Raw genomic sequence first — 25,773 nt, forward strand, 5'->3', positions numbered from 1 at the left:
TCACCTCACGCTCAAGGCCGCAAAGGGAGCGCACCTCTGCAATGGCGAGCCACCAGGACTCATTCTCAGACGTCGCGACCCTCGAGAGAGATCTCAGGGCGCTCTTGGCAATTTTTCCCTGGAGATAGGCTTCCCGGGTCAGGGGGAGCGACTTGAGGAGCTCATAGTTGTGCATCAGCTCCGAAGCGGTGCGCCCTGAGAACGAGAGATGCTCCGTGGCGAAAGTGCCCATGGAGCGGTAGCCTATTTGATCAACCCCTTTCGTTTTCAGAGTAACGAGAAGACCGCCCAGCACGAGATCAAGCGCCAGGCGGCCTCTGACTGCCTCGCAGAGCAGAAAATCAATGCGCTCTGCCCGCTCATCCCTGTCGATGGAGCTGAAGGACACGTCCTCCGAGAGCTTCTCCGCCTCGGGGATGAGGCCCTCCCTGGTAATCTTGACCATGTGCCCGGGCCTGCAGGTGGTCCCTGCGGGAAGCTCATAAGGCTCGGGGAGGAGAAGCATGTCCTCATAGTCCTGCGAAGAGAAAGAATCAGCGAGGTGAAGAAGCTCTTCTTCATCGGGAAGGTGCAATATATTATTGGGGCAGTGCTCTAAAGTCTTCATACGTATATTCTATCAGACTTCAAGAGAAAAATCAAAAGACATACCCCTTAAAAAGCCCAATGCAGAGGCATTATCAGGCTGTCATAGGATACCACCCAGAGGGCCTGAAAGGGGTGAAAAGGTCAAAAATGACCCTGAAGGCTTTAAACAATCACCAGGAAGCCACTGAGGCTTCTTCCCGCCCTATCGGCACATAGATCAAAAGAGGAAGATGCCATATTAAAATATTTGAGATTGTTTTATCCATTGAGATAAAATGGCCGCAATCCCTCACCCTTCATCTCGATATAATGGCAGGACTGTCGCTGTTTTGCCCGCTTGACGCGAAGCCTGGATCCGCTATAATATAATTATCAAATACTGTGAACATCTGGCAGTGTTCGATTGATTGCCAGAAAAGGAGCGCCTCCCATGGCAGGAACACTACCGATGAATATCCCAACCGGTTCCTCACCGTTACAGGCATCACCGTCGCTTACTGCAGAGGTGCAGCAGCGGCAGCAGGCAAGAGAGACCAGGCTCGGGCAGGAAAGCATGCCGCAGGTTGAAAGCCTCTCAGATAAAGAAATCAATGAGCTCAACGGTTTCTATAACAAGGTGACAGGACATATTGAGCAGATCCGCTTCCCGGAAGCGCTCAAAGGGCAGTCTTTCATAAGGGACGGCTCGGACCCCGAGCTGCTGGGCCTGATACAGCAGCTCCTGGAAAGGGCCCCAGAGCTCCAGGGATCATCGCTCGCTTCAAATGCCAAGAGCGGCCGCGTGTCAGCCTCGGATATAAAGGAACTGCAGAGCTTCCTGGAATCAAAAGGCTACTCGGTGGGCTCCACCGGCATAGATGGCCTCTATGGTCCCAGAACCCACCACGCAATGGAAGGGTTTCTCACCGGAAGGGCGCCCGACAGCGGGAACAGCACCATGGGCCAGGGCAGAGGCGGCACCACGGGCCAGGCAGGGGATACTCCCGCACACAATCCGCCTGCCGGCACAAAATCCACGCATCATACCACCGGTGCTCCGGGAACAACAGGCACGGGATCAGGACAGAGCACCGGGGCGCCTCCGGGTTACCAGACTATAAAGGGGCAGGTGCCAGCCGGCGTTGCTGAAAAGGCGAAGAGCCTTCTGGGCGGCGACTACGGCACCGAGACCCCATTTCAGCTCGACGGTAAAAACTATATGACCCGGGTAGAGCATCATTATCATCCTCCCGGGTACGTGGGAGGTCCCACGGGCTGGCACAAGGGTGTCACTGTCTATGAGCAGAAGCCTTGAACAGGCGGCCGGACAGGCAATTCAGGAGATTCTCTTTACCCATCACCTCATAGGGCACTTCGAGGGCGTAACCGATACTCCATGGTTTACAAAGCGCCCGTTATTCTATATAATCAATTAGGCCACCCGGTTCGAGCTCAGCAGATAATCCCGACCGCACACCGCACCCGATGACGCCTGTAAATGGGTTGCCTTCTATGTATCAGTCCTATTATGGAAGGGGGAAGTTACATGTGTTCATTATTGCGGGAAGACGGGCACGCAAGGCAGTTCGCCGCCACTGACGCCCTGCCCTTTGTTCAGGGACCCAAGGGGGAAAAGCCCATTGAGCTGAAGGACCTCGACATCAGGGTCGTGGTCTCGGGCCTCATTGCTGAGACCACGCAGACGATGAGGTTTTTCAATCCCAATCTCCGCGACATGGAGGGAAACCTTACCTTTCCCCTCCCTGACGGCGCTGCTGTCTGCCATTACGCGCTGGACGTGCGCGGCGGGATGGTTGAGGGCGTCGTGGTGCCGAAGCAGGAGGCACGGCGCATCCTCGAGGCAGAGGAGCGAAAGGGCATAGACCCGGGCCTCATCGAGAAGGTCCAGGGAAACCTTTACCGCACGCGGATCTATCCCCTCCCGGCCGGGGGCTCCCGCACCGTGAAGATCACCTACGTAAGCGGCCTCACCGTATCAGGGAACGACGCCGCCTATCACCTGCCCCTGAAGCATGCTGAAACCGTTGATAAAGTCACCCTCCGGGTCGAAGTCGCCCAGGCCCCCGTCACGCCTGAGCTCTCCGGCGGCATCGGGAACATGCAGCTCACGCAGTGGGAGAACCGATGGGTGGCCGAGGCGACCCTCGGGAAAGGGACGCCTGCCGAGGACCTGCAGGTGCGCCTCCCGCGCCTGCCCGACCACTTCACCCTGACGGAAAAAACCAGTGAAGGCGAGGTCTTCTTCTGTCTTTCGAGCAGAATCCCTGAAGATGAGGGCAAGGCGGAGGCCTGGATCCCCCAGCGCCTTGCCGTGGCCTGGGACGCCTCAGGAAGCCGCAGGGACAGCTCCCGGGACACAGAGTTCCTGGAAGAGCTCATCATGGCGGCTCCCGGCCTTGTCGTCGATCTCCTCGTGTTCCGGGACTGCCCGGAGTTACCGGTAAAGACCTTCCACACAGGCAAGGGAGAAACTGGTGCCCTTTTGGCATATCTCAGGGGAATGCCCTGCGATGGCGGGACAAACCTCGCCGCCCTTGACTTTTCATCGGCGCCCCATGAAGCCGGCGAGGCCTGGCTCCTCTTCAGTGACGGCCTGGGCACCCTCTCCCAGGAGCTCCCGAAATCAGGGGGGAAAGCCGTCATCGCCGTCACAGGCCAGGCGGAGAACAACAGCTCATATCTGAGATATCTTGCGGAATCCACGGGAGGCCTCCATATAAATCTGCTGAGAACTCCTCCGGCGAAAGCCTGCACTGACATGCTGGCGCTGAAGCGGGAAGCCCTGGAGATTGACAAATCAGAGGGATGCAATGACCTCCACCGTACCATTGAAGGCAGCCGCTTCACCCTGATTGGCAGGCTCTCAGGGGAATCAGGAAGCATCACCCTCAAAGGGAAAGGGGCACCCGCAGGAGCTATGGCACTCAGCACTGCCGGGGCTCCGGAAGGGAGAATTCTTGCAAGGGCCTGGGCAGGCATGGAAGCTGATAAGGTGAGCCTCACCGATCCGCAGAACAGGGAGAGGCTTCTTTCCCTGGGGCGCACCTATGGGCTTGTGACGCCCGGCACCTCGCTTCTCGTGCTGGAAAGCATCGAGCAGTATATCGAGTATGATATTGAGCCTCCCCTCTCGCTTCCCGAGATGGTGGCGGTGTTCCGCCGCCGCAGGGAGCAGGCATTCCAGACCAAGGATGCTCAAAAGGAGTCTCAGATAGAGAGGATCTACTCCCTCTGGGAGCAGAGAATTGTCTGGTGGGAGAGGGATTTTGAGGGCGAGTACGCCATGAAGAAAAAGGCCATTGCAGAGGAAAGAGCCTCCAGGCCTCCCGAGCCGAGACTGAGAAGGGAGGCAGGCAGCGCGGCATACCTGGGAGCCGCCCCGGAACTCTCACCCATTGAAGGCCTCGCTTTCGACATGGCCTCCATGGAGAGCCCTGAGCCGGAAATGGACTTATTGAGGGAGTGCAGCGAACCTATGCCGGAGCTCTGCGCGTCGCTGGCGCCCCCGCCGCCATCGCCTGCCGCCATGCCGTCCCTGCGGCAGGCCCCTGCAGACGCAGGAAAATCCGATGTGCAGTCTGCTCGTCAGGCATCGATCACCATCAAGCCCTGGGCGCCCGATACTCCTTACCTGACGGCCATGAGGAACGCCCCGGCCGATCAGCAGTACAGCCTTTACATGGAGCAGCGGGCATACTACGGCGAGAGCCCGGCCTTCTTCTTCGACTGCGGCGACTTCTTCCTCTCTCAAGGAACGAGAGCGCCTGGCCTCAGGATCCTTTCCAACCTTGTGGAGCTTGGCATTGACGATGCCGCCATGATCAGGATGTATGCCTGGCGGCTCCAGCAGGCTGAAGACCTTGACCTGGCCATCGAACTCCTCGAAAAGGTCCTCGCCGACCGCGGCGACGAGCCCCAGTCCTACAGGGATCTTGGCCTTGCCCTGGGACTGCGGTGGGAGCGCGGCCGCAGGGCCGCTGACCTCACCAGGGCAATGGAGCTCCTCTGGGAAGTGGTGCTCCGCCCATGGGACCGCTTCCCCGAGATCGAGCTCATCGCCCTCATGGAGCTCAACAGGCTCATCCATCTGGCGAAGAAGGAGGGCATACCGGTCCCTTCGGGGATAGACAGCCGCTTTATACGGCACCTCGATCTCGACATCCGCATCAGCATGTCATGGGATGCCGATCTCACCGATGTGGACCTCCACGTTTTCGAGCCGGGAGGCGATCACGCCTATTACGGCCACAACCTCACCGATTCCGGGGGCCTGGTCTCGAGGGATTTCAGGGAGGGCTACGGCCCCGAGGAGTATGTGCTGAAGGCCGCACAACCGGGCGCCTATACTATAAAAGCCCACTACTATGGATCGAGGCAGCAGTCGCTGCTGGGTCCCTGCACGGTCATCACCACCGTTTTTACTGATTTCGGCAGAGAAAACGAAAAGAAGCAGGTCCTGATGCTCCGCCTGGACAAGCCCAGCAGCGAGGCTGTCGTGGGGGAGATCACCATCGAGGGGAAGAGGAAAGCTTCCCCGCAGGCACAGGAGATGAAGGAGTGGCAGAAAGCCTTCAGAGCCCTGAGAAAGGGCATGACGGTGAACGAGATAGTCGCCGCAGTGGGCCAGCCGCTTGAGATAAAGGGAGATGACGAGATGATGCTGGTCTATAAGCCCCAGGAAGGCGTAGTGGTGCATGTGCTTGCAGCGCCGAGGCTCACTGCAGTGAAACAGATAATGGAAGGTGCCGAGCTGGATCTGCTTTGAGCTCCGGAGCAGGCCCGGTCCGCAGTTCACCGAGGATGTCCATGAGCATATCGTGTTGAAGGACATCCCCGGAGTGGACAGGGTCTATGCCCTTCTGCAGGGCACTTTTGCCTTGAAGCGGTAATCTCTACCCCTTTATCGCGATGGCCTGGAAGGGGCACTCGCTGCAGCACAGGGCGCACCACGTGCACTTTTCATAAAGATGCTCCGGGTATGCCATCTCCCTTGTCATGACGAGGGCCGCCTCGGGGCAGAGGTCGGCGCAGATCCCGCAGGAGGTGCACTGCCCGCTGGTCAAAATCCATTCTTTACGGCTGCTCATTGTCATTCTTCTTCAAGGTGCCAAGGGCGCTCCTGAATCCCCAGAGAAAGACCAGGATAAGAAGGGGAAAGGCTACCAGAAAGGTGAGCTGCGAGAGCTCCAGGTTCACATTTGAGCGGAGCTGAGTCTTGAGAAAAATCCAGAAAGGGCTCGGATGGGCCTGCAGGTACTCTTTCGCAGGGGCTTCCATGACAAAGGTGAAGCCCACGATGTTGAGGATATTTGCCAGGAACATGCACCACAGGGAAGTGAGAAAATTTTTATGCGAAAGGTGGTGGCCGCCATGAAAAAGCCGCAGCACCAGGGCGATGGCGAAGAGAATGGTGGCTGCAGGAACGAAGGGAAGGGCAATCTTGATGTCTGCCATTATATCAGGATTTAATACCAGGTAGCCTGCCGCCACCACCACTGCAAGAAGCACATCTACAACAAGCGTCGTGGTGACCTTCCACACCTCGATGGATACCCTCAGGGTGAGGAGCTTTTCCAGGGAGCGGTAATACTGCTGGACAAGGGCCAGAGCCATTGCCGCCATACCCAGAACGATTGATACGTCAAGCAGGGTCTGGAGCGTCCATATCTCCAGGGCTTTGTGAATTGTCGATGCCTCCATGGGACTCCCCCTTCATGATCATTGCAGGCACCCCCGCTGGGGCGAAAATCTTCCTCATCTTTAAGATAAATGAAATGCAAAAAAGATGCAACACCATAAGTATCAGGTGAAACCAGGAAATTCCCGCGTCGGAAGCCCGATAGCCTTATTCTTCAATGCGCCCCGTGAGCCTGTATCCGCGGCCTTCAAGGATGGGCAGCACGTGGGTGAAGAACTCCGGGGTGCCGGGCTTCACCGTTGTGGCATACGTGACGTTCCGATTACCGGAGGGATCGCCCGACAGGGCCTGGATCGGCTTCGAGAAAAGCTCCCTGAGCCTTGCCTCCAGTTCCCTGTCTGAAAGGGAGAATTTGAGCTCCCCGTTCTCTTCGAGGCTCACTTCCCCCATGATTTCACCGGGAACAAGCTCATCGGGCGTTTCTTCAAGGCGCTGCAGTACCAGTTTCATTTCCCTTGCACCGCTCCATTCGCCTGGGATTTGATGAAGGCCGCTTCTTTCTCGACGAGGGCGTAAAGCTCGGGGTCCTTGGCCTTCAGCAGCTTGGGATCGCTGTAATACAGGGCAAAGCCCTCTGCAAGGTTCTCCCTCTCGCCGGTCCCCGCGTAAGGCGTAACGGATTCATGCCTGCCATCACCGAAGCCCACGTGGGAGAAAGCCTTGTCGCGGCCCTCGGTCAATTCCTTAGAAAACCCGGGGGATTTCCTCTCGATGATGCTTTCGGTGGCGTGGCCCATCTCGTGAATGGGAGCCTGCTCCTTCAGGGCTGATTCCCTTATGAGAATGGTGTTCATGCCGTCCTTGTAAAAATGCTGGCCCAAGGTGGTGCTTCCCATAGGATCAACGCCCTTTATCTTTCCCGAGCCGTCTGTCCAGCTCTTGAGGCTCCCGTAATCATGGGCGTCAACGACGGAAGGCTTCGCATCGGGCTTGTCTTCGGGCCTGTAATAGAAGGTGTTGGGGACAAGCACCGGGTTGTTTGCCTGATCCAGCGGAATTGACTGGGGATCTTTTTTGAATTTGTCAATACTTTCGAGAAACTGCCTCTTCTGTTCAGGGTCCTGCACTGCTGCCGTCATGGTCTCCATATTCTTCAGGGACTCCTGCCTGAGTGCGGTGAGCCTGTCACCGTTGAGCTTCTCCACGCTGTCGTTGAACTGCTTTATTTCTTCAGGTGTCTTTGCCCCGTGGGCAGCGGCCATGTCATTGGTGCTCATCGGCTGTTGCGATACCTGCAGAGCAATCATCATTCCCATGGGGCCGGCAGCCCCTGCATCTGATCCCACAAGGGGACTGAAAATCATTGCCTTGTCCTTGGTCTCCTTTTCAACAAGCTCGGCCTCTTTTTTCCTCTGCTGCGCTTTCAGGTCGCTGAGCTCCTTCTCAAGCATGCTGCGCTCTTTTATTTTTTCGGCATCGGCATCAGACGCGCTCCCGAATATCGACATGGCGGGAGCCGGGGGAAGCCCGGCAAGCTTGCCTTCAAGCGCCTTTATCCGGGGTCCGTATTCCGCCTCAACATTCCCGAGGGCCTCCCGGGCATCTTTCCCCATCGCGGAGGCTCCGGCATTTATCGCGGCAGGGTCCTGGGACCTGATGACACCGGTATCCATGAGGTCCTGGCCGGGTTTCACTATTATGAACTTCGTGCCGTTGGCCTGGTTATATTTAAGCATGTCCAGGTCCACTGCGGCCAGCGTGTTGGTGAGATCCTGGGCCGAGGCCTCATCGGGCGCACCCACCCTGGAGTCCCGCACGATCATTGACGAGGCGATCTTCTCCCTCTCCGCACGCTCTGCCATCTGCCGCGCGATCTCCTGCTGGCTGAGGGCGGGCTTCGATCCGCCCGATTTCACGAACTGATCGTCCCCTGCGGCATGAACGCCGGGAGCATCTGCGCCCTGCGGGGCATCGGCCTCCGGGGCGCCAGGCGCTTGAGGGGCCTGGGCTTCCTGGGGTGCCGTCTGCACCTGTGGTGAGGTGCCTCTGAAAGAACCCGAGATCGCCGTGATTTCGTCCATCGTGCTCTCCTCCCGTAGGGTCATAGAATGAAAAAATCCGGTTACATGTGAAGATCCCAGATTTTCCGCTCAGAGAATCGCTTTTTCTTCAGGGCCTGTGGCGGCCCTTCAGCAGTGAAAGTTCTCCCCTTTCATAATAGATCAAACAGGGGAAAAATACCATTGATGATATGTAAAAAATGTAAAGAGAATGTTAAAAATTCATTATTTTTGTAAACATCTCGTTCACCATCCCTTCACGGTATCCTCACAGGCATGGGTCATACTGAGACCATAACACCGGGAAGAAGGTGATGGAACGACAGGCGACCCGGGGACATTGCCGGTGATGGCAGCAGGACTTGCAGCAAGAGGACTCGGGCCTGAGGCTATTGAACCTTTACCCCATGCATGCACAAGGAAAGATTCCTCTTCTCCCGCTCATCATAACAGCCCTTGCCTTGCTTCTGGCAGCGCCGGGGGGATGCAAGGGGAGCACGGAAAAAAATCCCCTTCCCATCAAGACGGCACCTGTGAACGAGCCCGCCAGGGAGGCAACCATCAGCGAAGATGCCGGAGCGCTCATCTATTCCTCCCTGGACATCCCTGGCGCCATCCTGCAGGAGCTCACCACCCTTGAGCTTGAGACAAAGCTCAAGGCGCTGAAGCACAGCGGAACCCTCGAGGGGAAGCTCAAGACCGGCCACATTTACCTCAGCCTTGGTGAACCCTCAAATGCCCTGTCCCTTTTTAAGGAGCTCACAGAGAAATACCCCCTGGAGGTGAAGCCTCTATGCTCGATGGCAGCAGCCCTTTTTCAGCAGGGCGACTTCAATGGCTCCATGGCATTCCTCGGCAGGGCCCGGACCCTCTCCCCTGCTTCTGCCGAGCCCTCCATAACCCTCGGGGAGGCCTGGACAAGGTGCTGGAATTTCCCTGACGGCATCAAGGAGTTTGACCAAGCCCTCAAGCTTGAGAAAAAGAATGCCTATCTTTTCATGGCACGCGGTGACCTTTACTTCACCAAGGGCGACTTCGACCTTGCCAGGGAAAATTACCGGCAGTCCGCGGCCCTTGCTCCCCGGGAGATCATGGCGCTCGAAAAAGAGGGCACCTGCGAGATTATCCTCGGGAACTATAAAAAGGGCCTTGAGCTTATAAGAAGGGCATACCGCCAGTCACCCGGGAACACCGTGACAGGCTACAGGCTCATCTCCTCCCTGAGAGACCCTGAGCGGACCGAGCTTTGCCGCACTATCGGAGCCTCATCGGGCGAGCCTGCCAAAACCCTGTTCAGCCTTGTCCTGGCGAAATTCCTCATCGACGGCGGACAATACGGCGAAGCCTGCACCCTCATTGAGGGACTTACCGGCAAAAAGGGCTTCCCCCGGGCAGGAAGCCTCCTTTATGCCTATGCCCTCCACAGGAGCGGCCGCACCGACCAGGCGATGAAGCTCACCTCCTCGCTGCTGGAGGGAACCCCATGGGACTGGAGCGGCCACGGGCTCATGGCAGTGATGCACCTCTCCCTGAAGGACTATGGGAATGCCCTGATTGAGAGCGAAAAGGCCTTTGAAATCGATCCCCTCGCGGGGAGGAGCAGGCTCCTGAGGAGCATGGCAGGAGCGCCCCTGCTGGCAGGAGAGCCCGTGGCGATCATGGGCCATATCAGGTCATACGAGGAGAAGCTGAAGACCTCCCGGGAGAAGGCGCCCCTCCATTTCATTCTCGGCGCCCTTTACAGCAGGGCTGCTGAATACGGGGGGGCCATAAGGCATTTCCGCGAGGCATCTGAATCTTCAAAGCACGATATGTTTTACCGGAGGCATTATGCAAGGCTTCTTATGGAATCAAGCGCCATCGAGGACAGGAAAAAGGCGGAAGCCCTCCTGCAGAGCGTCCTGAAAGCCCGGCCTGATGATCCCCTCGCCCACAGGGAGAAAGGAATGCTCTCGCTGAAAAACAGCTCGGCAGAGAAAGCCCTCGATGAATTCCGCCGCGCCCTGGCCATTTTTCACGGCGACGGCGCTGCCTGGTACTTCTGCGGTGTCACGGAGAACCTGAAAAAGAATCACGCCCCTGCCCTCAGGGACCTTGTGAAAGCCCTCGACGCCAGCCCTTCCGTGCCTGACATATTCCTTGAGATGGCAAAGAGCTACGAGGGGCTTAAAAAACCGGAGAGCGCCCTTCTTCTCTACCGGCAGTTCGAGCTTATGGAGAAGGAGCAGGGAGGCGGCAACCATGAGGCGCTCTCCATGGCACGGGCTAAAATCGAGGCTATGGAAAAAAACCTGCAGAAAAACCATCGGCATGAGAAATAACACATCTTAACGAGGAGAGCAGGAACGCATTGCATCTCTGAAAGAATTACTATTGAAATCGGTACGAGGCTCAGGGAGCCACAGAAGCAAGGAGGGATAGTCATGGCCTGGGATTACAGCGAAACGCTCAAGGATCATTTTTTCAACCCGCGGAACATCCTGGAGGTGCCCGAGGAGGAATACAGGGCTGACGGCATCGGCGAGGTAGGGAATGTGAAATGCGGCGACATGATGAAGATGTACGTGCAGATAGACGATTCCGAGCATATCACCGACTGCAAGTGGAAGACTTACGGGTGCGCCTCGGCGATAGGGAGCACGTCGCTCCTCTCGGAGATGGTGAAGGGAATGACCATAGATGAGGCGCTCAAGATTACCCCCGATGACATCGCCAAGGCGCTTGGCGGCCTCCCGTCCCAGAAGTTCCACTGCTCGGTGCTTGGCGACAAGGCGCTCCGTGCCGCCTTCGAGGACTACTTCACCAGGAAAGGCACCCCTGAAAGAATTCACTGGAAGCAGAAGGTCATCGTCTGCAAATGCCTCAACATATCCCGCGACGAGATTGAGAAACTCGTCGATGAAGGAGTGAGAGACTTCATCTCCCTCCAGGAAAAGACAAAGCTGGGAACGGGGTGCGGGGAGTGCATCGAAGAGGCGAAGAAGATCTTCGAAGAACTGAAAAAAGAACATTGCAGTGTGTAAGAGGAGGTCCCTATGCGCAAAGTATATCTTGACAATAACGCCACGACACCCCTTGACGAGGAGGTGAAACAGGTCATCAAGGATTCCCTCGATCTTTACGGGAATCCTTCAAGCCACCACGAATTCGGCAGGGAAGCCCGCAAGAGGATAGAGGAGGCCCGTGAGAAGCTGGCCCGTTTCATCAATGCGAAGCCCTCGGAGATAGTCTTCACCAGCGGCGGCTCGGAATCAAACAACATCGTGCTGAGAAGCCTTCTCTGCGCATCATTTGACTGCCCCTACAAGACCAAGAAAGGCACTCACATCATCACCTCCAGCATAGAGCACCCCTCGATCCTGGAGACATGCCGCTACCTCAAGTGCGAGACAGTGGCCATCACCTATCTCCCGGTGAACCAGTACGGCATCGTGAGCCCTGATGAACTGGAGAAGGCCATCAGGCCCGACACGGCCCTCATCTCGGTAATGTACGCCAACAATGAAGTGGGGACCATACAGCCCATAGCGGAGCTGGCGGAGATAGCCCATGCCCATGGCATTCATTTCCATACCGACGCGGTGCAGGCCCCGGCAAAGATACCCATTGACGTCGAGCACCTCAATGCCGATTTCCTCTCTCTTTCGGGCCACAAGATGTATGCCCCCAAGGGCGTGGGAATCCTCTATATCAAGCAGGGCACCCGCGTGTGCCCCCTCATTTCGGGAGGGCACCAGGAGACGGGCATCAGGGCCGGCACGGAGAACACCCTCGGGATCATCGCCATGGGAAAAGCTGCCGAGGTCGCCATGCGGGACTCCCACAAGGACATCCCCAGGGTAAAGATGCTCCGTGACAGGCTCGAGAGAGGCCTCCTGGAGAGAATACCCTACACGAGCGTCAACGGCCATCCTGAGTTGAGAGCCCCCAACACCCTCAATGTCTCCTTCAAATTCATCGAGGGGGAAGCGGTGCTCTATATGCTCGATCACGTCGGCATCGCCGTTTCCACAGGCTCGGCCTGCAGCTCAGGCTCCCTGAATCCCTCCCATGTGCTCACCTCGATGGGCACAGACATAGAAAAGATCCACAGCTCCATAAGATTAAGCCTTGGGAAATACACCAGCGAAGAGGATATTGACTATGTCGTCGAGCAGTTCCCGCCTGTAATAGAGAAACTGAGGAGGATGTCGCCTTTCTCGGCGCCGGCCTGCACTTAGAAAGAGCAGTGCAATGGCATCTGCAGGCTTCCCGGTGAAAAAATACAGAGCCTTTATAACCGTAGCGCTCATAGCAGTTAACTGTGCAGTCTTTGTCGCCTGCTGCCTGGCGGGAGGGCCCGGGGACACAGGGGTTCTTGTGGATCACGGGGCGAAAGTGGACGCCCTTATCTGGGAAGGTCAGTACTGGCGCCTCTTTGCCTCGATGTTTCTTCATATAGGCCTTCTCCATCTTCTCCTCAATGTTTACTGCCTCCTGATATTCGGCTCGCTGCTCGAGGAGGCCGTGGGACACTCTGCCCTGCTTCTCATATACCTCACTTCAGGCCTGATCGGCAACTCTGCGAGCCTTGCCTTCTCCTCATCAATCTCAGTGGGGGCCTCGGGTGCCATCCTGGGCGTGGTGGGAGCCCTGGCAGCCTTTGCCGTCTTTCACCGAAAGAGCATTCCCAGGGAAAGGTTCATCCTTTACACGGCTGCCCTCATCCCCTTCCTGGCCTCCCTTGCCTATTTCGGGTCCATGGAGAGTGGAGTTGACCAGGATGCCCACTGGGGAGGCTTCCTCTGGGGGGCCCTGGCAGGCCTCACCGTGGAATACTCGCGGAAAGGACCGAAGGCCCTTCCCATGGCTGTAGCGACAGCTCTGCTTCTCTCCTCTGCAGGAGCGCTCTTTCTCTCTGCCGGTCTTGCTCCCCAGAGAGACAGGGCGGTAAAGACTTACCTTGTGCTGGCAGGGCTTGACGAAGAGAGAGAAGATTATGGAGATGCCCGCCTCTCCCTTGAGAAGGCGGCGGCCCTTGATCCCGGGAACATGGAGGTCCTTCACCGCCTGGGAAAAGTCCTCATCAGCTCGGGAGATCTCCTGAAAGGCATTGTCACCTGGGAGCAGGCGGCTAAAAAGGACCGCACCATCAGGAGGAGCCTCTCAAAGGTCTATCTTATCATCGCCGAAAGCTCCCTCAATGCCGGCAAGACAGGCGACGCCCTCCTCTATTACCGGAAGACCCTGGAGTTCAATCCCCGGGAGGCGAAAGCATGGCAGGGGATGAGCAGCTATTATTTCCTTATGGGCGATCTTTCCATGGGCCTCGCCCTGCTGAAGAAGGCAATAGCCCTCACACCCGGCGACAGGGCCCTCGGCGCCCTCTTCAAAGAAAGCCTCAAGGAGCTGTTCCGTGTCGAGTGCTACCAGGCCAATGTCTTCTACACTCCCGATGTCAGGCCCCGTGAAAAGTCAGCCCGCCTCAACAGGGAAGGTGAGAAGGAGCTTGCCCGCACGGGGGACTATGAAAAGGCCCTGGCCCTTTTCCACCGCGCCCTTGCCCTGGACGGCACCTATGCCCTGCCCTATGAGAACATAGGCATGATTTACCTTGTCATCGGGAAATATGATCAGGCCCGGGAGTATCTTGAGAAGAGCATCAGCTGCGCGCCGGGAAACCCGGGTCCCTACACGGGCCTCGGAGATCTCGAGAGGCTTCAAGGCTCCCCTGAAAAAGCGGCACAGCTTTACAGGCGCTCTATAGCATGCAACAGCAGATTCGCCCCTGCCTATGCGCGGCTCGCCGAGCTGTTTCTCACCGGGAAGAACCATGGGAAGGCAGAAGAATATCTTGCCATGGCTCTGGCCCTGGACAGGGGGAACGCCCACTTTCACCTGCTGGCCTCTTCGCTGGCACTGGGGCAGGGCCAGGATGCCAGGCACTTCAGAGAGATGAACACGGCCCTGGCCCTGGCCCGTGCCGCCGGGAATGCTGATCTTGAGGCCTACATCCTGAAAAGGCTCAGGGCCAGGGGAACCAGGTGAATTTCGTACAGCCAGGAAAGAAATTTGCGAGTATAATCATGAGCGCAGGATGTTGACACCCTTTGGGGAATCGCTCAACAGGTGTTCTTCTGCTGCACCGCATTTGGCAGCGGCATTTTGCTATTCCTGCAGACATTACGGACATAGTGGTGAAAGGAGAACCGCCAGATGAACCTCTCGTCACGCTTTTCTGCCGAAAGATTTTCCCTTGTGGCGCTCCCGCTGCTCATGGTCATCGCCGCCTTCTGCCTTACAGGAGGATGCGGCGGAGGTGGCGGGTCATCGGGTGCCGGAGGTGGAGGCCTCTGGGGAGGCGCCGCGAGGACCGCGAAGATTCTCATTACTCTCCCTTTCCCCCAGAAAGGCGCTGAAGGCATCGTGAAAATCCGGGGCAACGTTCCGGGAGGGAAAGAAGAGATCCTGATGCGCGAAATTCCTGCCGGCACGACGTATTTTGCCATCTACATCTATGACCGCGGCACCACCGAGAATGCCGTGCCCCCTGTGCGCGTTGACAGGCCTGCTTCAGGCGATACGGCCACCGTCTCGATAAGCGGCGTGCCCATCGGCTGGAAGACAATCAGGATCCTGGCAAGCAACGCTGCAAATGAAGCTCTCGCCGAGTCATTTTTTGACGTGAACGTTATTACCGGCGACAACCCTGACATCACCATGACGCTCACTCCGACAATGTCGCCCTATGTTTCACCTTCGCCGATGCCAACCCCGACCCTTTCTCCTTCGCCTGAGCCGTCGCCTTCGCAGTCGCCTTCGCAGTCGCCTACGCCGAGCCCCCAGCCCACCTCGCAGCCGCCGGGCCCCCAGCCTTCCCCTTCCCCTTCGCCGACTTACGGCTGGAGCAAGTCCCTCACTCCCCTCACCCAGGGTGCCACCCTGAGGGGAATCTGGATGAAGGACGCCGGCCTTGGCTTCGCCGTCGGCGCAAGCGGGAAGATACTCAAGTGGAGCGGCTCGTCATGGTCTGACAACACGCCGTCGCCCTCGCTGGGGAACCTCAACGGCGTCTGCGGGAGGGCGAACACGACGCCGCCCAATAACGTGCACCTCGTCATCGCGGGAGACGGGGGAAAGATCACCTATTCCGACGACCAGATGGACTGGCACACCACCACTGTTGACGCCTCAAACAGGAATTTCCATTCCGTCTGCATCGACAATGCAAACAATGTCTATGCAGTGGGGCAGGGCGGCATGATCTGGAAATACGTTTACGCCTCCTCGACGTGGGAATCCCATACGAGCGGCACCGGAAATATTCTCTACGGGGTATGGGCGGCCGATTCATCGAATATTTACGCATGCGGGGCAGGCGGCGTTGTAATCAAAGGCAACGGTGCCTCGAACGGATGGACCGCCATGTCAAGCTCTACCCTTGAAGACCTCATTTCAATCTGGGGCACCTCAACGACCGATATCTACGCGTGCGGGACGAACAGGAAAGTCATTCACTACACGGGAGGCGCCGCCTGGCTCAATTTCTCCCCGGTGGCAGGCTCCGAGACTTTCTACTCGATCTATGGAGTCGGGGGATTTCTCTACGCGGCGGGATCAGGCGGGTCCGTTTTCAGCTATAACACCGGATGGGCGCAGGTAAGCACCGTTGACAGCAATGTTCTCTATGCGGTCTGGACTGACGGGACCAAGACCCTCGCGGTGGGAGGAAACGGCGTGTGCCTTGAGCATGCCTCGTCATCGATGTTCATATATTCCATCGGCGGGGGCTCTCCAACCTCAGGGGCGTCACATGCATCGGCGGCACCACCTACTCCGTGGGCACCAACAGCACCATTCTGAAGGGAACCCCCTGGACCGTGATGGAGCCTCCCAATCCTTTTCTGACGCTCAACTGCATCTGGGGCTCCGCGGGAAACAACATCTATGCCGGCGGGAAAGAGACCACCGATGGAAGGATACTGCTGTATAATGGTACAAGCTGGGGAATCGACTACACTTTCGTGGGGTCGGGATCGGAGCTGAAGGGGATCTGGGGCGCCGACGCCTCCAACGTCTATGCCGCCGGGTCGAGCAGCTCGGGTTATGCCGTGGTGCTGAAGAGAGCCGGGGCGAACAACTGGGTCTTTTCCTACACTTCAAACCCCACTTCTGCCACATTTTACGGGATCTGGGGATATGACAATTCAAACATGTACGCCTGGGGCCTCTGGCCTGCAGGCGAGGGGAGAGTGGCGCGCTTTAACGGGAGCATATGGACCGGCAATGACTTCACTGACTCCTCGTCGAGCATCTACGGGGTCTGGGGCCCCGATGCGGCAAACATCTATGCGGCAGGGGTGAATGACACGGGAGGGGTGGTGTACAAGAGAGGCACAGGGACAATGGGAGCCGGGAACTGGGGTGTCTTCAAGCAGTTCACCGCCGGGGACGCCGTGAGCCTGCACTCAATCTGGGGCACCTCGTCGTCGGACATATTCGTCTCATGCTATGACGGCAAGGTCGTCCATTATGACGGGAGCACCTGGAGCATTACCGCCGTGCTTGGCGCGGGATACGACCTGCTGAGCATCTGGGGCATATCGGCAACCGATGTCTACTCTGTGAGCAGGGACGGCCACATCATAAGGTACAACCCCTGATCCAGCCGGCTCTGGAACAAGGAACAGCGGGATTCAAAAACAGGGGAGCTCCCCTGTTTTTTTTGTTAACAGGCTGTTCACACATTGTTAAAAGAAAGGCCCTTCTGTTAATAATTCCTTAACCCATGGGGCCGGGAAATCATGTATAATAAACTCAGCCGCTTTTCAAGGGGTTTGCTTCGTGTTCTAAAAACGGCGCACAGGAGGGTTCCCATGAGCGAAGAGAACGACAGCATCAGCGAAGTCAAGAGCACTACCGAAAGGCCCCGGCAGGTCGAGCAGCAGGAGAGCCGCCCCGTCAGGGACTCTGCGCCGGCAAGGGAAGCACAGAAAAAGCCCGAGGAACAGGCTCCGGGCCAGCCTGCAAAGCCTGAATCAACATACAGCCCCAGCAGGGAGACCCAGGCAAGCCAGGGTGAAAAGCCCGGGAAGGCTGCCGGCACTGCCGGCGACATGGGGAGCGCCTGGCAGGACGCCCTCAGGAAAAAGCCCGCAGAGTCAAAAGCCGCCGAGGAGGCTGCCGGCGCCCAGGCCAAAAAGCCCTCGGAAGACAAGGGGCATGAGGCCGAGAGCCAGGGTGCAGAAGGCCATGGAGAGGGCCATGAGCCCGGCAAAGCGGCGATTCATACGGCGCACGCCACGGAATCAGGAGCGCTGGCTGTGGAAGCGAGCATAGAGGTGGCCAAGGAAAAGGCGGCCCACAAGGCACAGACCGGCCAAGGGCAGACAGAGGCCCCGAAGCCACCGGCAGCCGAGGGATCGAAGCCCGCCGCCGAGACTTCCAAGACACCGGCAGTGGAAGCACAGAAGACACCGGCCGCGGAAACGGCTAAGACGCCAGCCGCGGAGACCGCGAAGCCGCCGGTCCAGAGGCCCACCCCCGTCACCCAGGACATGCAGGACGTCGTTGACGCCGAGCTGAAAGCCCAGGAAGCACTCAAGAAGCCCGCTGCGGAAACAGCGAAGCCACCGGCCGCAGAAGCACAGAAGACACCGGCCGCGGAAACAGCTAAGACACCGGCCGCAGAGACCGCGAAGCCGCCAGCACAAAGGCCCACCCCCGTCACCCAGGACATGCAGGACGTCGTTGACGCCGAGCTGAAAGCCCAGGAAGCACTCAAGAAGCCTGCGGCGGAAACAGCGAAGCCACCGGCCGCAGAAGCACAGAAGACACCGGCCGCAGAGACTGCCAAGACGCCTGCCGGGGAAGCGGCGAAGCCCCCGGCCCAGAGGCCGACGCCCATCACCGAGGACATGCAGAAACTCGTGGACGCCGAGCTTAAAGCCCAGGAGGGCCTTAAGAAGCCCGCGGCGGAAACCGGCAAGGCACCGGCAGCAGAAGCTTCCAAGCCCCCCTTGGAATCGGGAAAACCCGGCGCCGAAGCCTCGAAGACGCCGGCAGAGAGCTCTAAAGCACCTTCATCAGAGGGAAGCAAGCCTTCTTCCGAGACCTCCAGACCGGCATCGGAGGCAGGCAAGACCCCTGCCGAGGCAACCAGGCCCGGTTTCAAGGAAAAATTCACCGAAGGCGCCGAAAAAGCCATGCACCATGCCAACAAGGTCCTTGGTCCCATGGCCATGGCTGCCGGGGCCGCCGAGTTTTCAGAAGGCCTCCACCAGGTGCAGCAAGGAAAGATACTTGAGGGCTCTCTCAACATGGCAGGGGGAGCGGCCGGCGTGACGGGGGGCGGAGCCGCGACGGTATCAGGCTTCTCCAACCCGGCAGCCTCGAGCCAGGCCGCCCTTGGAAGGGTGGCGGGCGGCGCCTTCGGGGTGGTCGTCGCCGCTGAAGGCGCCAAGGAGCTCACTCAGGGCATCAAGGAGGGAAGCGCCGGCAAGATAGCCGACGGAACCTTCAAGATAGGGGCCGGAGGAGCAATGACCACCGGGGCAGTCATCGGAAGCGCCGCCACGACTGGAGTGGCGATGGGAGCCCTTGCCACCGTTGACGGCTTGAAGACACTTGGCCAGGCTTACCAGGAAGGAAGCGTGGAAAAAGGTATCACCGGCAGCCTCAAGACCGGCGCCGGTGTGGCGATGATGGCCGGCGTGGCCACGGGCAATCCCATTCTCGCCGCAGGCGGTGCGGCAGTTTACGTGGGGACGGTGGCCTATGAGAACAGGGAGGCCCTTTACAACGGGGCCAAGCAGGTGGGAGGCGCCATCGCCGACGGTGCCAAGACGGCCTACAATGCCACCAAGGACTTCGCCGGCAACGTGGCGCAGAGCGTAAGCGAGAAAGCCTCGCAGATCAAGGAGGAAGCCGGGAAGGTCATCGAGGCCGGCAAGCAGAAAGCCGCCGAGGTAGCCGCTGCCGTCGCCGAGAAGGCGTCGCAGGTCAAGGAAGCCGTATCGAGCACGATTTCTTCGGCGGCCAGCAAAGTTTCAGATGCGGCTTCGGCCGTAGGAGGCGGAATGAAGAGCGCGTGGGGGTGGGCTACCTCGTGGTGGTAGCTGAGCCCGCCAGGGCATTCTCCATGACGATCGAGAGGGTTCTGCCGTCGGCATAGGCCATTTCAATCACCGACGTGGACTGCAGGTGGCAGCCCCTGGTGAGGGAAAAATCGATGGTCGATTCCACGGTCGTGTCCAGGCCCTCAAGCTCGTTCTTATCATGGGCGGTGCTTACAAGGTGAGCGATAAGCTCATCTTTTTTCTTCTCAAATGAGAGGACCACATACTCTGTCACCGAGGTGCCCCGCTCGGCCACCCATCCCTCACCCTCGCCCACTGGCTGGGAGGGAAAGGAGGCAGTGTGAGGGAAGGCGCTCTCTCCTGAGACGTCGGTGAGCGTGCCGTCGGGCTTCATCGCGAAGGAGAATCGGGCCCTCGTGAATTCCTCGGGGAGGCTCCCCATCAGGATTCCCTCAAAAGTGAGAGGCTCCTGGGTCATCTCTATGGTCATGTTTCCGTCGCCTGCGACATCGAGGACCTTGAGCCGCGACTTCGACGTGGACCGGCCCGCGGCGGTCTCTCCATCCCTGCTTTTAAGGAGCATGTTGATACCCTGCTCATAGGTGAGGACCTGATCCTTTTTCAATTTATAGGCTATCAGCTCTTTCATTTCATTGGTCTCCGCTCCAGGATTGGCTATCTTGCTCAATTCCACTACAAGGGGGAAAACCCTTCAGCACCGGATGCTCTGATGAAGTTATCCAGGCGGTTTACTTTCTGCAGCATTCCTGTATAACAGAGGTGACATGATCTCCCCGTCAAGGAGGGAAAGACGTGGAAGCACTATGCCCGAGATGCGGAAGGCGTAACAGTGGCATGAGCCATTTCTGCACGAAATGCGACGAGCCTCTGTTCATGCATCCCGATCTGTGGGGGGAGTTCAGCCCTGGAGCATTTGACAATTTCATCGAGCCTGCGGGCCGGGGGATCCCTCCCGATGGCTCCTACATCCTCCTCTCATCGGCCTTCGAGGAGAACAGGCACCAGTGGAATTCCCTGCACTGGGCCACTTTTTTCGGCATGACGGAGATGATTGAACTGCTCCTCGCCTCGGGGATCGATGTAAAGACCGTAAACCGTCTTGGCGAGACAGCCCTGCACCTTGCCAGAACCTGCTCAATTGCCCGCCTTCTCATCGAAAAAGGAGCCTCGATCAATGCCCGCAGCGTGAAAGGCGAGACACCCCTTTTTGAAGCACTCCGTTACGGGCAGCGCGACATGGTAGAGCTTCTGATAAAGCGCGGCGCCGATGTCAATGCCAGGAATGCCAGGGGGAGCACCCCGCTCCACAGGGCAGCGCGCATGGGAAGCGGGGAGCTTGCCGAGCTGCTCCTTCGCTATCGTGCAGAAGTGAACATGAGAGACTGCGAGGGAAGAACACCCCTCCACCTTGTGGAGTCCAGGGAAATGGCGGCCCTCCTCATCGCCTACAGGGCCGAGGTCAATGCCCGCGACATGAACGGCTGGACCCCCCTGGGCGCCACGCTGATCCGCGAGCGCGTCTCGTCGGGGAGCCAGGGGCTTTCTGAAGTGATAAGCCTTCTCATCGCCCGCGGCGCTGAGAAATAGCGGGATGGAGGAGGTCGCCGCGGCATATCGAAGGCTTAATCACAAGATGAACAGGAAAGGTCATATAATGAACGCGGACGGCTCAGGACGGACAAACCAGACTACGGAGCGCATCAGGGCAGCGAGGAAAGCCACCGGTGGGCTGTGACTGCCAGAACGCTCTGCAGGCCGTTCCTGTACACCTTCTTGATCCCTGCCCTCCTGACAAGCTGCACGGAGGGGATGTTCAGGCGGTTCTGGAACATCAGGAGGCTCGCAGCGGGAGCATCATCGTTCAGCTTTGCTTCCACCAGCAGGAAAGGCCTGTTGCTCTCCGCTATAAGAAAATCAACCTCCTGCTTTTCCTTGTTCTTCAGATAATGAAGGCTGAATCTCCCCCAGCCGAAATCGCTCCACGTCTCGACGGCCCTCAGGAGCTCAACGGCAACGAGGTTCTCAAAGCGCGCGGCCTCGTCGTCTATCACGGGAAAATTAAAGAGGTACATCTTCTTTTCCTTGAGGATGCTCCTCGAAATCTTCGCAGTCCAGGGAGAGAGGCGAAAGGTGAGATACAGGGAATCAAAGAGAAGGAGCCAGTTTTTCACTGTGTCAAAGGCCACCTGCAGGTCTCCCGCGAGGTTGTTCATGGACAGGGGGCTTCCCACTCTCGAGGGGATCAGCGCGGAGAGAAGCTCAAGGGTGTCAAGGTTGCGGATATCCGCAAGCGTTCTCATGTCGTCGCGGACAATCTGCTGGCCATAGGCCGCCGACCACCTCGACCAGAAGGCTTTCCTTCCCCTGGTAAAGGGCTCGGGGAAGCCGCTCAGCTCCCACAGTGAGTGAAATGTTTCTGCAGTCTCTGCTCCCGGGGCATCATCAAATCCCTCGAGGGGATTATTGATGAACTCTCTCACTGTCTTCCGGCGAGCAGAGAGCTCCGCCATCGTGAAGGGGAAAATATGGAACCTCAAGAAACGGCCTGCAAGCGAATCCCCCGCTTTCCTGGAATACTCCAGGCGGCCGCTCCCCGTGACAAGAAACTGATATTCTCCGGCAAACTGGTCACAGACTCCCTTGAGATAATTCTTCCAGTCGCGGTATTTATGGAGCTCATCCAGAATGACCAGGGGCTTTGATTTCACGCTGCTGCGAGGCTCTCTTGAGAAAAAACCTGGATCAGCGATAAGGCGGCGCTTGTCCTTCGCAAGGTCCCAGTTGAAATAGACGGTATCGGCAAAATCTTTTGCAACGATTTCCCTTGCAAAGGTGGTCTTGCCTGACTGGCGCGGCCCGGCGAGCATGATCAATCCCTTGTCGGCTGAGAGCTCATCCCATAACTCTTTGTAAACAGCTCTGCCATGCATGGTTAAATTATAACCCATACTCGGAAATAGTCAAGACTATTTCCGAGTATCTCTCCATGTAATGGAAGGCAGCCTTCTTCATATCGTCAAGAGATTGAGATGGAATAGAGCTGACCGCCCTGCGCCACCCGGAAGAGCTTGAAGCAGCCGGATAAATTCCTCGGAGTGATGATGTTATGAAAAATTTTTTGATAGATTCTTTCTCGTGATGCCATATCTTCATCTTCACAGGAGGCTCTTTCTCTTCGCTGGAGAGGCTTTCAGGGATATTTGCTGAAAAAATTGCACTACTGTCTTTTCCGGCCATCCAGATGCCATGGGGCGATGGCTTCCAAATCCAATGTACATCTTGTATTCTGCAGACAGCCCTTTTGACATGCCATTTATTTTGGAGTATAATTAAATAAGGGATACATAAGAGACCCATGAGTGGTAAATTACCAATGAAAGGAGGATGAATGTGAATAGCGCGGCCGGAGCTCACCTCAGGGAGGTCCCGCACCGGGAGGCCGAAACAGTCACTCAGGCTGTGCTTGCCACCCAGGAGGTTAAACCATCTCCCGAGGTGATCCGTGAGTATCCCGGCTACGAGGCCACCATGGAGGGCGGGCAGGTCTTCAAGGCACTCCCCGGCCTCCCACTGGTGACCTACGGCGCCGACGAGGTGCTCTCGCGATCAAACTGCAGGCATATTTTCAGGGATCTCACCGGAGAGGTTCTGGACTGGAACCTCTGGTGCCTCTCTTCTGCAGCGGTCAGGCTCGATCTTCTCATCGGGGAGGCTCTCCTCTCCCTGAACGGGAAGCTTGAGATGCTCGGTTATGTGCGGGTTTCCGACTTTGTGCGCGAGGAGCTTGGGATCTCATCCCGGAGCGGTTATGAGCTGATGAGGAATGCGAAGGCCCTTCAGAAGCTCCCCCTCATCAGGGAGGCTCTTGAAAAGGGGCAGCTCAGGAAGAGCGCACTGCGGTATCTTTTCCAGGTCGTGAAGCCTGAAACCGAAGCCGAATGGCTTTCAAAGGCCATGCAGTGCACCGTGAGAGAAATTGAAGAGGAGGTGAAGAAATTCAAGTCGGGTGCCGGGGAGGCCGGCATCGATTCCTTTGTCGCCGGCGATGACGATGAAGAGGACGCAGGGAGCCTCGCCGTAAGCGCGCGGGCTCCTTTTTCTGTTGCCGCAAAATGGGACCGGGCGTTGGAAGTGTTCCGCAGGATGGAGGAGGCTGAGCTCCCTTCGGAGCATTTCGTGGAGGCCCTTATCGGCGAGTTTGTCGCTTCGGCGCCGCTCGAAGGTCTCGGGGATCCTGGCACAACGCTGCAGTCTCCGGAGGATTCCGATTCCGGGACAGGGAAACCGGGGGCTCGGGAGGCCGCGGGAGCTGCTCTCTGCCGCCTGCAGGGGAATGAATCCCATGGCGACTGCGCCACCCACGGCGAGGGGGCATACTCTCGGAATAGCCTTGATGCTTCCGACACAAGGGAGAACGGAGCCGATCCCGCTATCGAGGAGAAAGCCCTTCTCCTTGGCGCCCTGGCGGGTGCCATAGGCTCCCTCGATGACGAGGCCTCCTTCGGCGAGCGGGACATGGAGCTTGCCCGCCAGGTCCACAAGGACCTCGAAGAGGTATCGCACCTCTGGGAGTTCCTCCCCTGGAAGCCCGTCACCGTGGAGCTTCCCCCGGAGTTCCAGGCTCCCCTGAGCCACAGGCCCGAGGCCGATACCGCCGTCACCCCTGACGGCACCCTGGTGCGCCCTCCCGCCGATCCCTTCAAGACGGTCGCCCGCCTCCGGAAGATGGCTTCACTGCTGCACTCCCTCTCCTTCTACCAGGGGAGGCTCCTGCGGACTCTCAACAATTTCGGTCTCTATAAGGACATGCTCTTCCTCTCCCTGGGGCATTACACCAGGGAGCGCCTCGGGATGTCCCGCAGCACCGCGTATTCTCTCATCAAATTAGAAAGGAGTTATCTGGAATATCCCGATATGCTGGACCTTGTGCAGGTGGGAAAGCTCTCCCCTGAGCAGGCGCGGCATCTTGCCAGGGTATTCAATGAGGGGACCCGCGTCCAGGGGGCGTGGCTCTCCTACGCCCAGGAGGTTCCTGTCGCCACCCTGATGGCTGCCGTCGAGGGGTTCCTGCGCTTCGCCAAAAGGGCGGTCCACAAAAAGTGGGACATCCATCCCGAGGCCTTCGAGGTGGCCGTCACGGGAAGGTCCGTCAAAAGGATCATCCAGGCTGATTCAATTGCCCATGAACCCAATGGGGATATGGGTTTGGATGCCGCAGTCCAGATTTCCGCACAGCAAAAAACAGGGGAAGGGGGACATAGTTCCGGGGGAGCCGTCATCTGGGAGGTCACCCAGGGCAGGGAGCACCCCGATCTCCCTGAGATTCTCTCGATCCTCTCGGGAGAGACCCCGGAAGAAGGGACCTTCGGGTCGAACCTCTCGGACAGGGGCACCCTCATCCGCTTCTTCATCAAAAAAGATCTTGTTCCCCTCTGGAACCACGCCGTGAGGATCTGGGCCGCCGGCAGGCCAGAAACGGCCGTCGATGCCAGTCAGCAGCTTGCCCTCTTCATCGAGGCCCTCCTTGATACTTTTCTTGCCACCTGGGACCTCCCGGAAAAGCGGGACATCCACCACCGCACCCTTGCCCGGGATAATTACCAGTGCCAGGCCCCGGGCTGCAAGTGCCGGCGGAATCTGCATTCCCATCACATCATCTTCCGCTCACACGGGGGAAGCGACAAGCTTCACAACAGAATCACCCTCTGCATGGCCCACCACCTCAGGTGCGTCCATGAGGGCCACCTTGTCATCAGGGGCAGGGCGCCTCACATCCTCACCTTCATCTTTCCCCTCGGCAGGGAAATCGGCGGGCCCTGTACAACTAATTAAAACAGAGACAGAAAACCGCGCATGAAAGAAGCCATAAGACAATTCAAAAGGAGGTGCTTCTCTGTGAAAATACTTGAAACCGTGGCAGAGCTGATGGATCTTGCCGCCAGGACGGCGCCCAAGAGCGCGGGGCAGGACTACATTCTCACCAGAATCCTGAGCGGGGCCGAGGTGAATGCTCTTGCCGACGCGATGATAAAGCATGGGACCGAGAAAGGAAAGAAAAACTTCGACAGGGACGGGGAAAACGTGCGCCGCTCCCCCGTGGTGCTCCTTGTGGGCGTGAAGGATGCGAAGCCCGTGGGCCTCAACTGCGGCGCATGCGGGGCCATGTGCGCCGATATCAAGCCTGCCGATCACGGCGAATTCAGGGGCCCCCACTGCGCCCTCCGCCTGCTGGACATGGGCATTGCAATAGGCTCGGCAGTGAAGACGGCACAGCTGCTGAACGCCGACAACAGGATAATGTACCGCATAGGCGCCGCCGCAATAAGCGCAGGGATGATCGACTGGGATTTCGCCATGGGCATTCCCATCTCGGCCTCTGGCAAGAGCATTTACTTTGACCGCTGAGAGG

The 25,773-nt window shown here is 58.1% G+C and carries 22 protein-coding genes; 14 read left to right on the plus strand and 8 right to left on the minus strand.

What is annotated here, in order from left to right; all coding sequences use genetic code 11:
• On the minus strand, positions 1-607 hold a 607-nt coding region (locus tag RDV48_28815; protein MDQ7826835.1), incomplete at its 3' end, for a hypothetical protein.
• A gap of 411 nt (positions 608-1,018) precedes the next feature.
• On the opposite strand from RDV48_28815, the gene RDV48_28820 reads away from it, so the two are divergent.
• The 4 genes from RDV48_28820 to RDV48_28835 all read left to right on the plus strand — a co-directional run bounded on the left by RDV48_28820 (position 1,019) and on the right by RDV48_28835 (position 5,477).
• On the plus strand, positions 1,019-1,882 hold the full coding sequence (locus tag RDV48_28820) for a peptidoglycan-binding domain-containing protein (GenBank protein ID MDQ7826836.1): 864 nt from the start codon (positions 1,019-1,021) through the stop codon (positions 1,880-1,882).
• Positions 1,866-2,003 (plus strand): hypothetical protein, encoded by a 138-nt coding sequence (locus tag RDV48_28825; GenBank protein ID MDQ7826837.1) that lies wholly within the window; start codon positions 1,866-1,868, stop codon positions 2,001-2,003. Before RDV48_28820 ends, RDV48_28825 begins: the two co-directional genes overlap by 17 nt.
• 110 nt (positions 2,004-2,113) lie before the next feature.
• Positions 2,114-5,353 carry a VIT domain-containing protein gene (locus tag RDV48_28830; GenBank protein MDQ7826838.1) on the plus strand — a complete coding sequence of 1,080 codons (3,240 nt, stop codon included), beginning with the start codon at positions 2,114-2,116 and terminating at the stop codon, positions 5,351-5,353.
• Positions 5,331-5,477 (plus strand): hypothetical protein, encoded by a 147-nt coding sequence (locus RDV48_28835; GenBank protein MDQ7826839.1) that lies wholly within the window; start codon positions 5,331-5,333, stop codon positions 5,475-5,477. Before RDV48_28830 ends, RDV48_28835 begins: the two co-directional genes overlap by 23 nt.
• Before the next feature lie 3 nt (positions 5,478-5,480).
• Here RDV48_28835 and RDV48_28840 read toward each other — a convergent pair whose 3' ends face one another.
• The 4 genes from RDV48_28840 to RDV48_28855 all read right to left on the minus strand — a co-directional run bounded on the left by RDV48_28840 (position 5,481) and on the right by RDV48_28855 (position 8,307).
• Entirely contained in the window at positions 5,481-5,675 is a 195-nt protein-coding gene (locus RDV48_28840; GenBank protein ID MDQ7826840.1) for a 4Fe-4S dicluster domain-containing protein, read from the minus strand.
• The gene (locus tag RDV48_28845) at positions 5,662-6,288 is read right to left on the minus strand and encodes a hypothetical protein (protein MDQ7826841.1); all 627 of its coding nucleotides are present in this window, start codon (positions 6,286-6,288) and stop codon (positions 5,662-5,664) included. The genes RDV48_28840 and RDV48_28845 overlap by 14 nt, the downstream gene beginning before the upstream one ends.
• Positions 6,289-6,433: 145 nt before the next feature.
• Positions 6,434-6,736 (minus strand): hypothetical protein, encoded by a 303-nt coding sequence (locus tag RDV48_28850; GenBank protein ID MDQ7826842.1) that lies wholly within the window; start codon positions 6,734-6,736, stop codon positions 6,434-6,436.
• A complete protein-coding gene (locus tag RDV48_28855; protein MDQ7826843.1) occupies positions 6,733-8,307 on the minus strand; it encodes a hypothetical protein in 1,575 nt (524 codons plus the stop codon). Before RDV48_28855 ends, RDV48_28850 begins: the two co-directional genes overlap by 4 nt.
• Before the next feature lie 386 nt (positions 8,308-8,693).
• Between RDV48_28855 and RDV48_28860 the strand changes: the two genes are divergently transcribed.
• From RDV48_28860 to RDV48_28890, 7 genes are all read left to right on the plus strand, one after another.
• Positions 8,694-10,607, plus strand: coding sequence for a tetratricopeptide repeat protein (locus RDV48_28860; protein ID MDQ7826844.1), 1,914 nt, complete (start codon positions 8,694-8,696; stop codon positions 10,605-10,607).
• 102 nt (positions 10,608-10,709) lie between these two features.
• Positions 10,710-11,309 carry an iron-sulfur cluster assembly scaffold protein gene (locus RDV48_28865; GenBank protein MDQ7826845.1) on the plus strand — a complete coding sequence of 200 codons (600 nt, stop codon included), beginning with the start codon at positions 10,710-10,712 and terminating at the stop codon, positions 11,307-11,309.
• A 12-nt stretch (positions 11,310-11,321) separates the two neighbouring features.
• Positions 11,322-12,506, plus strand: coding sequence for an IscS subfamily cysteine desulfurase (locus tag RDV48_28870; protein MDQ7826846.1), 1,185 nt, complete (start codon positions 11,322-11,324; stop codon positions 12,504-12,506).
• A gap of 13 nt (positions 12,507-12,519) precedes the next feature.
• On the plus strand, positions 12,520-14,313 hold the full coding sequence (locus tag RDV48_28875; protein MDQ7826847.1) for a rhomboid family intramembrane serine protease: 1,794 nt from the start codon (positions 12,520-12,522) through the stop codon (positions 14,311-14,313).
• Positions 14,314-14,481: 168 nt separating this feature from the next.
• Positions 14,482-16,128 carry a hypothetical protein gene (locus RDV48_28880; protein MDQ7826848.1) on the plus strand — a complete coding sequence of 549 codons (1,647 nt, stop codon included), beginning with the start codon at positions 14,482-14,484 and terminating at the stop codon, positions 16,126-16,128.
• Positions 16,104-16,928, plus strand: a complete 825-nt coding sequence (locus tag RDV48_28885; protein ID MDQ7826849.1) for a hypothetical protein — start codon at positions 16,104-16,106, stop codon at positions 16,926-16,928. Before RDV48_28880 ends, RDV48_28885 begins: the two co-directional genes overlap by 25 nt.
• Positions 16,929-17,141: 213 nt before the next feature.
• Positions 17,142-19,382 (plus strand): hypothetical protein, encoded by a 2,241-nt coding sequence (locus RDV48_28890; GenBank protein MDQ7826850.1) that lies wholly within the window; start codon positions 17,142-17,144, stop codon positions 19,380-19,382.
• Here RDV48_28890 and RDV48_28895 read toward each other — a convergent pair.
• On the minus strand, positions 19,366-19,992 hold the full coding sequence (locus RDV48_28895; protein ID MDQ7826851.1) for a hypothetical protein: 627 nt from the start codon (positions 19,990-19,992) through the stop codon (positions 19,366-19,368). The two genes, RDV48_28890 and RDV48_28895, sit on opposite strands and share 17 nt — an antisense overlap.
• Positions 19,993-20,198: 206 nt before the next feature.
• Between RDV48_28895 and RDV48_28900 the strand changes: the two genes are divergently transcribed.
• On the plus strand, positions 20,199-20,951 hold the full coding sequence (locus RDV48_28900) for an ankyrin repeat domain-containing protein (GenBank protein ID MDQ7826852.1): 753 nt from the start codon (positions 20,199-20,201) through the stop codon (positions 20,949-20,951).
• A gap of 113 nt (positions 20,952-21,064) precedes the next feature.
• Here the strand turns inward: RDV48_28900 and RDV48_28905 are convergent, their stop codons facing one another.
• A complete protein-coding gene (locus RDV48_28905; protein MDQ7826853.1) occupies positions 21,065-22,231 on the minus strand; it encodes an ATP-binding protein in 1,167 nt (388 codons plus the stop codon).
• Positions 22,232-22,301: 70 nt separating this feature from the next.
• On the minus strand, positions 22,302-22,601 hold the full coding sequence (locus RDV48_28910) for a hypothetical protein (GenBank protein MDQ7826854.1): 300 nt from the start codon (positions 22,599-22,601) through the stop codon (positions 22,302-22,304).
• Between the two features lie 153 nt (positions 22,602-22,754).
• Here RDV48_28910 and RDV48_28915 point away from each other — a divergent pair, with 153 nt between their 5' ends.
• Together RDV48_28915 and RDV48_28920 are read left to right on the plus strand one after the other, a co-directional pair.
• A complete protein-coding gene (locus RDV48_28915; GenBank protein MDQ7826855.1) occupies positions 22,755-25,196 on the plus strand; it encodes a hypothetical protein in 2,442 nt (813 codons plus the stop codon).
• Between the two features lie 63 nt (positions 25,197-25,259).
• A complete protein-coding gene (locus RDV48_28920) occupies positions 25,260-25,769 on the plus strand; it encodes a DUF2148 domain-containing protein (protein MDQ7826856.1) in 510 nt (169 codons plus the stop codon).
• Positions 25,770-25,773 lie beyond the last annotated feature (4 nt).

This window comes from Candidatus Eremiobacterota bacterium, from assembly GCA_031082125.1.
Taxonomy (GTDB): Bacteria; Vulcanimicrobiota; CADAWZ01; order CADAWZ01; family Ess09-12; genus Ess09-12.

What these genes read in the sequence shown, in the direction of transcription:
- RDV48_28820 (MDQ7826836.1), top strand. Translation starts at nt 1,019, where the DNA reads ATGGCAGGAACACTACCGATGAATATCCCAACCGGTTCCTCACCGTTA.
- RDV48_28825 (MDQ7826837.1), top strand. Translation starts at nt 1,866, where the DNA reads ATGAGCAGAAGCCTTGAACAGGCGGCCGGACAGGCAATTCAGGAGATT.
- RDV48_28830 (MDQ7826838.1), top strand. Translation starts at nt 2,114, where the DNA reads ATGTGTTCATTATTGCGGGAAGACGGGCACGCAAGGCAGTTCGCCGCC.
- RDV48_28840 (MDQ7826840.1), bottom strand. Translation starts at nt 5,675, where the DNA reads ATGAGCAGCCGTAAAGAATGGATTTTGACCAGCGGGCAGTGCACCTCC.
- RDV48_28845 (MDQ7826841.1), bottom strand. Translation starts at nt 6,288, where the DNA reads ATGGAGGCATCGACAATTCACAAAGCCCTGGAGATATGGACGCTCCAG.
- RDV48_28850 (MDQ7826842.1), bottom strand. Translation starts at nt 6,736, where the DNA reads ATGAAACTGGTACTGCAGCGCCTTGAAGAAACGCCCGATGAGCTTGTT.
- RDV48_28855 (MDQ7826843.1), bottom strand. Translation starts at nt 8,307, where the DNA reads ATGGACGAAATCACGGCGATCTCGGGTTCTTTCAGAGGCACCTCACCA.
- RDV48_28860 (MDQ7826844.1), top strand. Translation starts at nt 8,694, where the DNA reads ATGCATGCACAAGGAAAGATTCCTCTTCTCCCGCTCATCATAACAGCC.
- RDV48_28865 (MDQ7826845.1), top strand. Translation starts at nt 10,710, where the DNA reads ATGGCCTGGGATTACAGCGAAACGCTCAAGGATCATTTTTTCAACCCG.
- RDV48_28870 (MDQ7826846.1), top strand. Translation starts at nt 11,322, where the DNA reads ATGCGCAAAGTATATCTTGACAATAACGCCACGACACCCCTTGACGAG.
- RDV48_28875 (MDQ7826847.1), top strand. Translation starts at nt 12,520, where the DNA reads ATGGCATCTGCAGGCTTCCCGGTGAAAAAATACAGAGCCTTTATAACC.
- RDV48_28880 (MDQ7826848.1), top strand. Translation starts at nt 14,482, where the DNA reads ATGAACCTCTCGTCACGCTTTTCTGCCGAAAGATTTTCCCTTGTGGCG.
- RDV48_28890 (MDQ7826850.1), top strand. Translation starts at nt 17,142, where the DNA reads ATGAGCGAAGAGAACGACAGCATCAGCGAAGTCAAGAGCACTACCGAA.
- RDV48_28895 (MDQ7826851.1), bottom strand. Translation starts at nt 19,992, where the DNA reads ATGAAAGAGCTGATAGCCTATAAATTGAAAAAGGATCAGGTCCTCACC.
- RDV48_28900 (MDQ7826852.1), top strand. Translation starts at nt 20,199, where the DNA reads ATGAGCCATTTCTGCACGAAATGCGACGAGCCTCTGTTCATGCATCCC.
- RDV48_28905 (MDQ7826853.1), bottom strand. Translation starts at nt 22,231, where the DNA reads ATGCTCGCCGGGCCGCGCCAGTCAGGCAAGACCACCTTTGCAAGGGAA.
- RDV48_28910 (MDQ7826854.1), bottom strand. Translation starts at nt 22,601, where the DNA reads ATGGCCGGAAAAGACAGTAGTGCAATTTTTTCAGCAAATATCCCTGAA.